This window comes from Ruegeria sp. AF8 (assembly GCF_056541825.1).
This window is the reverse complement of the sequence record NZ_JBQFYW010000020.1, coordinates 58363-69132: the sequence shown is the minus strand read 5'-3', so window position 1 is coordinate 69132 and position 10770 is coordinate 58363. Positions and strand designations below refer to the sequence as shown.

Annotated in this window: 11 protein-coding genes; all 11 read right to left on the bottom strand. The window is 58.0% G+C overall.

The window, feature by feature from the left end; genetic code table 11:
* Window positions 1-101 precede the first annotated feature (101 nt).
* Window positions 102-2282: a type IV secretory system conjugative DNA transfer family protein gene (locus tag ACR0AO_RS21490; RefSeq protein ID WP_480608348.1), complete on the bottom strand. Its 2181-nt coding sequence runs from the start codon at window positions 2280-2282 to the stop codon at window positions 102-104.
* Window positions 2283-2382: 100 nt separating this feature from the next.
* Window positions 2383-3672: a TrbI/VirB10 family protein gene (locus ACR0AO_RS21485; protein WP_480608345.1), complete on the bottom strand. Its 1290-nt coding sequence runs from the start codon at window positions 3670-3672 to the stop codon at window positions 2383-2385.
* Complete coding sequence (locus tag ACR0AO_RS21480) at window positions 3672-4496, bottom strand: TrbG/VirB9 family P-type conjugative transfer protein (protein WP_480608342.1); 825 nt, start codon at window positions 4494-4496, stop codon at window positions 3672-3674. The genes ACR0AO_RS21485 and ACR0AO_RS21480 overlap by 1 nt, the downstream gene beginning before the upstream one ends.
* Window positions 4496-5233 (bottom strand): VirB8 family type IV secretion system protein, encoded by a 738-nt coding sequence (locus ACR0AO_RS21475; protein ID WP_480608339.1) that lies wholly within the window; start codon window positions 5231-5233, stop codon window positions 4496-4498. Before ACR0AO_RS21475 ends, ACR0AO_RS21480 begins: the two co-directional genes overlap by 1 nt.
* Before the next feature lie 57 nt (window positions 5234-5290).
* Window positions 5291-6298: a type IV secretion system protein gene (locus tag ACR0AO_RS21470; protein ID WP_480608337.1), complete on the bottom strand. Its 1008-nt coding sequence runs from the start codon at window positions 6296-6298 to the stop codon at window positions 5291-5293.
* A 68-nt stretch (window positions 6299-6366) separates the two neighbouring features.
* Window positions 6367-6753, bottom strand: a complete 387-nt coding sequence (locus tag ACR0AO_RS21465) for a hypothetical protein (protein ID WP_480608334.1) — start codon at window positions 6751-6753, stop codon at window positions 6367-6369.
* Complete coding sequence (locus ACR0AO_RS21460) at window positions 6753-7511, bottom strand: type IV secretion system protein (RefSeq protein ID WP_480608332.1); 759 nt, start codon at window positions 7509-7511, stop codon at window positions 6753-6755. Before ACR0AO_RS21460 ends, ACR0AO_RS21465 begins: the two co-directional genes overlap by 1 nt.
* Before the next feature lie 24 nt (window positions 7512-7535).
* Window positions 7536-7715: a hypothetical protein gene (locus ACR0AO_RS21455; RefSeq protein WP_480608329.1), complete on the bottom strand. Its 180-nt coding sequence runs from the start codon at window positions 7713-7715 to the stop codon at window positions 7536-7538.
* Window positions 7716-7727: 12 nt separating this feature from the next.
* Window positions 7728-10154 (bottom strand): VirB4 family type IV secretion/conjugal transfer ATPase, encoded by a 2427-nt coding sequence (locus ACR0AO_RS21450; RefSeq protein WP_480608327.1) that lies wholly within the window; start codon window positions 10152-10154, stop codon window positions 7728-7730.
* A gap of 1 nt (window position 10155) precedes the next feature.
* Entirely contained in the window at window positions 10156-10446 is a 291-nt protein-coding gene (locus ACR0AO_RS21445) for a VirB3 family type IV secretion system protein (protein WP_480608325.1), read from the bottom strand.
* Window positions 10446-10748 carry a TrbC/VirB2 family protein gene (locus ACR0AO_RS21440; RefSeq protein WP_480608322.1) on the bottom strand — a complete coding sequence of 101 codons (303 nt, stop codon included), beginning with the start codon at window positions 10746-10748 and terminating at the stop codon, window positions 10446-10448. Before ACR0AO_RS21440 ends, ACR0AO_RS21445 begins: the two co-directional genes overlap by 1 nt.
* Window positions 10749-10770: the final 22 nt, after the last annotated feature.

The following is a 10770-nucleotide window of genomic DNA, read 5'->3' as shown; positions in this document are numbered from 1 at the left end:
ACATGGGCGGCAACGCAGCAAGAAACCGCCGCATGTGCAAAGCGATGCTGCGTCAGCGAAGAGGAAAAAACCAAGGTCGGTTTTGTCCGCTTCTTACCAGTTTATGCCCCACGCAGCGAATGGCCACTGATGATTGCGTTTTCGCCGCTGAACAGCGGCGTCAGCCTTTTGACCAGCTCTTCAGGTGAGAGCCGATGTGCCAGGTCGGCAAGTGCGGGCTCACTGTCCGAACTGACCGGGGCCAGATTCAAAAGGGTGCCGAGGTTGTCCGCAAAGCTGGGTGCTTTCACCGTTTTGATTGCTTGCGTTAGCTGGCGGTCCTCGGCTGTTTCCTCGTCATCGGTCGTCTCGCGCGGATCTTCGAAGTATCCGTAGCCGACCACACCTTGATCAAGGTATCCGTCATACCCGGGTGGATCGTAAGAGCGTGGTCCAGTGACAGCCGCACGCCGCGACAAGGGCGGTTTGGCGACAGGCTCAGGCTCCGGTTCTTGGGCCTCATCCGATTTTGCCGACCCGGCACTTTTCAGGAACTCATCATACCGGGTCACAACGCCATCCTTGACTACCGGCACATCCGGCCAGGGTTTGCCCTTCTGGCTGTCACTCAGGGCTTTGAACCGATTGTCTTTGTAGAACGACACCCGGTGCGTGCGGATCGGGAACATGCCCTTGCCGGTGATAATGACCTCTTCCTTGCCCAGACGGCCGATTTCTTCCGGGGTGAGCAGCGCCCGGCTTTTCTCGGACCAGCTTTCAGACCGGCCGGGGTCTTTCGACCAGTTACGGCCCGACACGGATTTCTGCGTCACCGTCTTGTTGCCGAGCGCCTTGGACAGCTTTTGCTTGGTTTCTTCTGAGTTGGGCGTCAGCCAGACATGCAGATGCGAACTTTCGGTCAAGATCTCTTCCCCGGCCTGCCCATAGTGTTCCCGCAGCGACGCCGGCGATTGCACGATCAGGCACAACCGACCGCCATAGCCGGGCAGGGTGGTCACAGCATCGAGGACGCCTTGCATTCTCCCCAGCGAATGAAACTCATCGATCAGAAACAGAACCGGCAGGAAATCCTCATTTGAGGCCATGAGCCGTCGACGCAGCGCGTTGATGGCGCACTGGATGAACAGACGCACCAGAGGACGGGAGACCTGCTTATGCGCCTCCGGAATCGAGATGTAGCAGGTTTGAGGTTCCCAACGCATCGATTGAAAGTCGAAGTCATTGGCCTTTGTGGCGCGCACGATCGCAGGGTTGCGCCAGGCATTCAGGCCCCCGCCCATCAGCACCGACAGGTAGATCCCCAGCTGTTTGTTGTCCTGGCCCGCCATACGCAGCATCGCGCCCTTTGAAACAGGATCTGGCGCGCGCGGGGCGAGGGCGGCAAACATGCCCTTATAATCCGGTATCTCATCATCGCCTGCCACTTCCGGCGTCAGCACCTGCAGGACGCGCCCAAGCGACGGTTCAGGTTCATTGCAGACGATTGCCGCCGCGGCTTCAAAAATTTCCTGTGCATCTTCCATCAAAGACGCCTCAGCGCCGGTTGTGCTTTTAGGGGCCAACAGTGCCGCGCTGATTTCAGAGATACGTACAAGCCGGTCCTCCAGGTCATCCATTGCCGCAATCTCAACCAGCGGGTTGAAGCTGTGCGACCGACCTACAAGCGAGCCATCCGGATTGTTGGGGAACTGCACATCGAACGGCGACAGGACCCGCACCTTGTCGCTTTTTGCCAACCGTCGCCGCGACGTGGTTTCGAAAAGCTCGCCCTTGACGTCATAGACGATCAGGGAACCGGGATAGTCGAGCAGAGTGGGGACAACGATACCAACTCCTTTACCGGATCGAGGCGGACCCGAGACAAGCACCGTTCCTTGATCATCTGTATAAGCGCGCAGGTGCGGCGCATTTTTCTCCGGTTTGCCCAGCTTGCCAAGCACCAGGCCCCAATCACTGATCAACCGTGCCGCGCGGATCTCTTTGGCGGTGGCCCAGCGTGCATCCCCATGCGCATCGGTTGCGGTCACGCCAAACACCATGCCGCCAAAGAGATAGGCAAGGCCCGCGCCGGTCATCAATCCAAGCGTGATGCCACCCCAGAGTACCAGGTCCCAATCCTTCTGGTGCAGCGTGTTGCGCTGGCTGAGCAGCAACCAGGGCCGCCATGTTTCAATATCGCCATTCACCTTCCAGGCTATCAACAGCGCAGCCCAGAGCGGGATGCTGAGGACGCCAACTGCTATCGTATAGGGAAGGTGGGTCTTTGCCTGTATGGTGCTCATGGCACTCTCCTTCAGGACAAGAGTGTTAAGGGATGGAAAGCTCGAAAACGCTGCGGGGCACAACCCGTGTTGCGCCCCGCTTGGAATGATGCTCAAGGCGTCACATATAGAGGTCTCGCGATACGAACACGTTGATGTTCTCCCCCTGATTCACCCAGATTGTCGGCGGGATCGACAGGTACTCCTCAAAGGCATCCTGACCGGAATTCGCAAAGCCATCGGTTCCGGTGGACAGATCGTTCTCGCTCAAAGTGCGATTTCCGAAGCTGGAAATCCCCGAGAAGATCGAGATAAAGAACGCCGCTTCAAACTTGAGGCCAAAGTGGTGCTGCACATTGCCAGTCAGACCGGCGCGGCCCAGACCGTCGACGCCGCGCGAGCCGATCATGATGGAACGCTTATCCGTCGTGATCACCCGGTTCCAGGCCACCAGAACCCGGCGCTGACCAAGGGAGATATCCGACGAATATTCACCAATCAGCGTTGAGCCTTTGGGGATCAGAATCGTGGTTGCATCCGCTGACCACACATCCCGGCTTATGGTGGCTTTCAATTCACCGGGAAGATCGGACGATATTGCTGTATCCAGAACACCCGGAATCATGGTGCCTTGCGTGATCAGGCGATGCACATCCTGCAACTGGGTTGCCCGCGCTGTCTGGACGATACGCGAGGCGGCGGCATCGAGGAAATCGTTGCCCGTGCTGGTATTCGAGCCATCACCAGCACCCGCCCCGGCAGCACTGCGCCCAAGGCTATTGGTCAAAGGCTGGGTCAACCGATCTTCTTCAGCCGCAACGGCATCCTGTACCGCATCGCCTTGCTGTGCCGGTTCAGACGCTTGGCCCGGTTCTGTAATCGGCCTGTTCGCTTGAATCCGCGCGAGCAGTTCCCGTTGCCGGCGCTCATCCGCAAGCCGATCCTCTTCCAGCTTCTTCAGGAACGCTTCAAGGGCCTTTTCTTGTCGCGCGGTGCGTTTTTCGAGCGCTGCGAGGGCCGCCGCGTCCAGATCCGAGGCGGGCGCTTGCGGGGCGGCCTCCTCAACAGGTGCCTCGGCCTGCGCTGCTTTGATTAACTTGCGCAATTCCGCCAGCTCAGCCTCCAGAATGGCAACGCGCGGGTCTGGCTCTTGTTCGACCTGGGGCAAAGGTTCCGTTGGCACGGCTCCAAAAAGGGTGCCGCCCTGATTGCGCTGGTCCGGTGTCTCGTTGACTTCGGGAATGATGCTGCCGCGTCGGCCGGTTTCATCCCCGCCACTGTTGATCCAGAAGAACAGGCCAACAAAGGCAACGAATGCGCTGATGCCGAGGATCATGGGCAGGTTCAGGCCGCGTTTTTCCTCCTCAGAGCCTTCGATGCGGTTCTCAAGCAGTTTGTTTTTCTCAGACATCAGCGGTTCTCCCCACCATGACTTGAATTGCGCTGTGACGTTGATGACGAAACCCTGCGGGGCTTATTCGGGTCGCGGTTCTGGTCGATTTCATAGAGGGGGATGTTGAACACGCAGACCACATATGGCCCGTCTCGCAGAACCAGGCGCGGATAAACACCGGTGACAACAATGGTGCCATCGGCCAGATCCGTTGAGTTGACCAGACGTTCGCGCCCTTTGGCGTCCATGGCAAAGACGGCAGGCCGCACGCTTTGCTGTTTCAGGCGCAGATAGGTCTTGCGCCCATCATCAAAGGCCACTTCTGGCCGCAACAACCTATCACCGCTTGCGCTGTATTGCAGATTGGCAGGCCGCCCGGTGGTGTTGAATGCCGTCTGGATGTTACCAGCCTGTCGCGGTTTGAATCCCTTTTTCTGATCCGGATAGCTGAACCGATAGAGAAACCCGACATTATCAGGTGGACCGGCATCATGCGCCTGAAGGAGAAACACATAGCTGCGCAGGTTGGTTTGCAAAATGAGGTTGCTCGCCTGCGAAGTGGCATGTTTGGCCTTCAGGACAAAGCCGTTGCCAGCGGTCAGAGGGATAAAGTCCCAGGTCTTCGGATCGCCCCGGACCTCATCGACCATCTGTTCACCTTCCTGGAGGTGAATGCTGAGAGCATACCCCCGTGAAACATTGATCTTGTAAACCTCGTCGGGATGATAAACCAGGGTCCGGACACGCGCGTCGGTGCGGGTGCCCCGCCCTTGTTGTTCAGCTGAAACAGAGGCCGCGCCAAGCGCCAGCATCACAGCAATAGTGCAAATTAAACGCAGCATTATCGCGCCTCCTCATCCAGTCGGTAATTGGCGACACAAAATCCGGTTGGGTTGTTCCAACGTTCTTCCAGTGTCATGTTTCCGGTGCGGTCGAACTCGTACCCCATCGTCACCACAAAGTTCCGCGTCGTGACCGGAGCGCCCTGTTGTTGGCGAGCGCTTTTCGTGATGCGCAGCGTCGCCGAGTTTGAGTTGTTCAGCGTGACAGACCGAATACGGACATCAACGCGCCCATAGTTGCCGTAGATGTTCATTGGGCTGTTGGGATTGTCCTCGTCATAGAGCGCGGCCAGATCCTCTGCGGCCCCGCCACAGGTTCGCTGGTACACATCGGTCAGCCGGTCGCGCTGATCATGTACATCATAAGTTTCCCGGTCGCGGGTATACTGGAACAACAGCGCCTGCGTGACATACTCGTCATCGTCCAGTGTCAGATCACCCAGACGGGACTCCACGTTGACCAGGCCGGTATGCTTGTCGACCGTCATTGTGATGGGCACGACCTGTTTGAGAGGAGTCAGCCCCATGACGGCCGCAACGCCCATCACGCCAATGAGCGCGCCAACCCCGGCCACGATATAGGCCAGTTTTGTCCTGCGCCGCATAGAGAGATACATTTCCTCTTCCCAGCAGTCGTGGCCTTCATGAATTGGGGTCGTATCGGGCAGGGGAGAGCCCTGATACTGCCCGTCAGGATTGAGCGGATCGGGCCTCAAATCTGCCGCTGCATGTTGCATCTGGTGACTCCTCGTCTGATGCGGGGCCAGCCCGCCAATGATTTCAATGAGTTTTGATCAGCTTCTGCGCCGTCGTGCGTCTTCGGCCATGCGTTCAGCCCCGCGCCTTACAGTATCCCGAATGCGCTGGTTGTTTGCCTCTGTTGCGGATGGCCTGTCGGCCTCATTTGCAGCACTGGCCCGCTGGTTGGAGACGTCGCCTAGGTTGTTCCCACCCGAGCCACCGCCAAGTAGCCTGCCTCCGAGAAGTTTTGCACCATGTTCGCCAGCGCCTCTGATCTGAGACTCGCCGAGGTTCAAAGCCGCGCCACCGATCCGTTGCGCGATCATCGGACAGATCAGAAGCAATCCCGCTGTGATTCCGCTGATACCCGCGAGCTTGAACATTTCCAGTGGAACATCTGTGCCAGAACGCACGCCATTTGAAACTGCCTGAGATACATCCCCAGTTGCTGCCAGCGATATTCCCATGACACCAAAGAGCAGAACCTGGAAAAGAACCAGCATGGTAACGCCGCGCACCCAACCGTTGAAGATTTCCGCCGAACTGCGGAGATAGGCCCAAACAGCCAACACCGGGAAGATCGCCAGAAGTATCGCCAACAGAACTTTTGAAGCGATCAGGAGAGCAAGTGCGATGATAATCATCGCCAATATCGCGCCAGCCGCTAGCAATGCAAACAACAGCACACCGAGCGCGTCGCCGGCGATGTAATCCGTTACACCATAGGATCCCAAGGCAGCGACGATGTTGTCGAATGAGGTCTCCGCGACATCTGCAAAAGCAGTGGCCACACCACCAGCATTCCCGGTACCCCCGAAAGAACTGATAATCGTGTTACCGACATTTACCGGGAATTGCGTAATGAAGGGGAAGATATATTGGGTCCAAAGCGCACCTCCCGAAACGGCCGAGTAGAATAGCGTGAACCGAAACAAAAACATTATAAAACCGTCGAGGGAAAAACTGCCTCGATATGCTGCCGTAGCCGCCCAGACCGACAGCGCGGCCCCGGCGAGCATCGTAAGAAACTCGGCGCTGGGTGTCGCAAGCGCCTGGAACACCTGTTGCGACCCGCCGTTTATTAAGTTGTCAAAGCTTTGATCTGTGCCAACCAGAAAATCTCTGATGCTCATGAGCCACCATCCCCTTTTCGGTATTTGACTACACAAGCCTTCCAGGCTTTTTCAGAAGACCGTTCCTCAGCCGACGCACGGGCGGACTCTTCGAGGATTTCGTCGAAAGTCATGCCCATCAGATCGTCGTCGATTCCGAAGTCTTCTTTGATGTAGAAATCAACCTCTGGCATAGGTTCACCAGCCTCAAATGCAGCTTCGCATTTCTCCGCGTATGCGAAACGCCGCACAGCTGACTCACGCCGCAGAGATACGCCCTGTGCCTTTGACAGCCGGGTTTGTTCTCGCTTCTCCTCAGCCGTCAAAGCCAATGCAGGTTGGTCCGCCGCCAGAGTGGTGGCGACGGTTGCTGCGATAAGAAGCGTGTGAGCGGTAAAGCGCATCAGTTTGATCCTTCAGGTCTGTACGCCTGACGCGCGACGATGTCCTGTCCGCGCAGGCGCTGGTTTACGATTGCGGCGTCCAGCTGACCTTGTGCAGAGAGGGTCTGCAACAAAGTGGCGAGCATCATGCCGTTCTCAATCGCTATGCGTGTATTCAGGTCGATGCTAGCTTTCAGATCATCGGTCGCGGAAATCTGCTCACGGTAGCCGTCATAACGCTCCATCGCTTCCCCGGCTCCGGCAAAGCCTTCCTCGGCAATGGCGAGGCCGGCGAAGCTCGCGCCAGACAGAAGGTCATGTGATTTCGTCACCGGGTCTTCCGCAGCACGGCCCAACGCACGCAGTCCGTCCAACGGCTGAAAATCCACCTTCAGTCCTTCCATGTGGTTGCTCAGGCGGTTGTTCACCGAATTACCGGTCATCGAGAGCGTGGACAGCGACGAGGACAGCTTGCGCGGGGTGATATCGCCGTTGAACAGGTTGCCGATCGTTTCGCGGGCGCCAGTGATGGCATTGTGCGTTGCTCGCGCCTGGCGCAACTGTTCCTGAAGTTCATTCAGCTGCAACAGGGCATTATCCAGGATCTCGGTGTTCAGACCAACCATTTCGCCGCTGGAATTGAGCAACGCGATCAGCTCTGCATGTTCCGCCGCGCTGAAGGTTGGAACACCCTGTGCTTGGGCTGTGTCGGCTATTCCGATGAATCCGGCCAGTGCAAGGGCAACAACCGCGGAGGTGCTTTTGAGAATGGTCTTCATTGTCTTGTCCTTTCAGGGGCGGGATCAGATTTTTTCGATGCTGAGCGGCGGGGTGGTGGCAAGGCCGGTTTGGGGGACCGGCTCTGCGTCTGCGATGTTGCAATTGGCCTTCAGCTCGCGGGGCGGATCGAGAGCATCACCGGTAATGGTGCAGGCTCCGAGAACCGGCAGGCCGAAGGTAAGGAAAAGGCATGTGCGGATCATTGGGAGGTCTCCTCAAGGGGCTTTGGGGGTCATGAAGGCATCGAGCCAGCCATCCTCGCCATGCTCGGCGCGCAGCTGGTCCATCTCGGCAACGCTGTCGCCGGTGGCAGACAACACGCGGTAAAATTGCTCGGGAAGCTCAAGCCGCGTTGATACAACGGCTGACCCGTCTCCGTCATTGATCAGCACCAGACGGGATTTGGGTGGCATGGATGAAATCGCGCTGAATTCGGCCTCAGTGAGCCGGAACGCATCAACATAGGTTTTGCGATCCGCTTTGGGGTTGGCAAAGAAGATGCGGTTTTCCGTCGACTGGATCAGCGTGTCCGATATTGAGGATTTGGCCGCGTCTGACGTTTCCTGCGTCATGAACACAAGAATGCCATCCAGCTTTCGGATGGTTTTGATCCAGTCTCGGATACGGGGGCCAAACCGGGGATCGTCAAACAAAGCCCACGCCTCATCCACCATGATGATCAGCGGCTTGCCTTCCGCCAAATTGCGCTCGATCCGGTAGAACAGGTAATCCAGCAGGGGCAATCGGATATCAGAAGCCTTGAGCAGTGCCGTCATGTCAAATGCGGTCACGGCCTGATCGAGGCTGAAACTGTCTTCCGCATTGTCAAAGAGCCATGCGCGATTGCCGGTTCCATGCCACTTGCTAAGCGCATCGAGCAGCTGCACCGGCGCGTCGGCATCATCGACAGACCGCAGCGTATCGGCAAAATCCGAGAATGTGCGCAGGGGCGGATCACCCGAAGCAAGGCGGCGCAAGCCGGTGGCAATCCGCCGCTCTTGTTCCGGGGTCAGTTTATCCGCACCCGTCAGGCGTTGAATGAAACCTTCAAGCCATTCGATCCCAACTTCATCTGTGGCGACAGCAAACGGGTTGAAGCCGAGGTTCATGCCGGATTGCAGTTGAAGGTACGTGCCGCCAATGGCTCGAATGAAGGTTTCCGATCCCCGGTCTTTGTCAAAGGCAATAAGGTGTGGGTGTTGGGGCAGGCGGTAGCAGCTGGACATCAGGAAGTTCGCCAGCAGGGTTTTGCCTTCACCGGTCGCCCCAAAGATGGCCGTGGTTCCTGGTCCCTTGGATTTGTCAGACCCCTCGCGGTGGAATGAGAACCAATAGGGCGTACCGCCCAGCGTCCGGAACGCGGCAATAGGTCCGCCCCAACGCAGTTTTTTCCGCGATCCCGTCGGCCAGGAATGCAGGTTGGCGAAATCGGCAAAGTTCTTGTCGGACACAAAGCGCTTTTTGCTTCGGGTCTGATAGGCGAAGTTGCCGGGCAGCTGCGCCCACCAGGCCGCTTCCAACCCGATATCTTCGCGCCTCGTGCGCAGGTCCGCGCCCGTCAGACAGGAGTTCACCCGTGTGGCCGTGTCTTCCATCTCGTCGCGCGTGTCACCCAGAACAGAAACCGTGAAGTGATGCCGCCCAATGGACATGGCACGGGAGGCAACCGCGTCGCGCGCCTCATTCAGATCCTTTTGCAGCGACTCCGCCTCGTCGCCCGCGTCTTCCATACCCCTCTTGGCGTCACGGATCTTTGTGCCGCCCGAGATGCGATCCATCGGCGCGTAGCATTGGGTCGCAATGAACTCGCAGCGCTCACCAAAAAGCTCATCGAACATATAGTATTTAGACCGTTCGGGATATGCGTTGACCGCAAATACCGCGGCAAAACGATCCTTGTCCCCGCCCGGTGACAGGCTGTGAACATGATCTTTGCGGAAAGTGATGCGCCCGTTTGGAACGGCATCGGCCAGATGGGTCCAGACGGACGGGGCCTTTTGCCAAATCCCGCTTTGCAGCATCGAGAGGAATGACAGCGTGCGGCTACGATCCGCCTCTGTTCCCGTGAGCCTCCGCGCACCAAACACCGACAGATCCCGCATCGCCTGTTCTGCGGCCATATGCAGGGCTTTGCGGTTCTGTTCGCGGGCTGCACTTGTTGCCGGGTCGGTTGTTGCTGATCGTAGAGACCGCAACCCGGCATCGAGCAGCCGCTTGCCGCTGGTGTAAGGGCGGCGCACGATCGTCAGGAAGTGGCGCAGTTGATAGGTCTCAATCTGGTCCAGCTGGTCTCGGTAGTGCTTGTCCAGCTTTGCAGAGAAAGCGGGCTCGCCTACAGGCGGCAGCGTATCGGCTAGTTGGATTTTGGTACGGATGATATGGCTGTAGAACGCTGTCCGATTGTCTTCAAAGCTGGAGGCGAGCCGGGCGAGCGTATCATTGGCGGCCTTGATTGCCGCCCGGTCTGCGGTTTCGTGGATGAATCCGGTGAGTTCCAACACTGCCACCAAATCCCCGTTGCGGGTGGTGAATGTCCCATCCGACAGGAAGCGCACAAACGGGATATGGGTGGTCGCTGGCACCTCTCGCGCGGCGCGGCGCGCGGACGGCATGGCCTTTTGAATCTCCGGGTGCATGTTCATGTCAGTCTCCGGCGTAAGAATTGCCGCCCCAGAAGGGCTTGTTTTTTGTGAACAGTTTGCAGTCGGCCATGGTTGCTACGTGATCCGGCAGATACGGGTCGACACTCACGATCCAGCGGGCAGCGGCGTATGATGGCGCGATGGCGAGCAATCCCCAGAAGCCCAAAAAGCCCTGGGTCATGATAAACGTCATCAGAGGGATGCTGAGCGCCACAATGTGAAACGTCATAGGCATCCCGGCCCGTTCAGAGGGCCGGGTAATAGCCTGGAATATGCGGTTATCGTCGCTCATCAGGTCGCAAATCCCTGAATGGCTTCGGCAATGCCAAACGCACCGTAGAAGATGCCCAGTACGACGAGGATCACAAAGAAATGGCCCCATGTGACCGGCACGCGTGGGCTGGCGGCCGAGATCCCAGCCAGCGCAATGGCTGCACCACCGAGCAGAATACCATTAGCGCCGGTCACAAAGGTTCGGATTTGGGTCAGGATGGACACCGGCGCATCAAACAGAGATTGCGCCATGGCCGGGCTGCTGAACGCCACGAGGGCCAGCGCGGCCAGCAAGGCGACGTTTTGAGGGTTGCGATTCATGTAAGATAGTCTCCTTGAACTG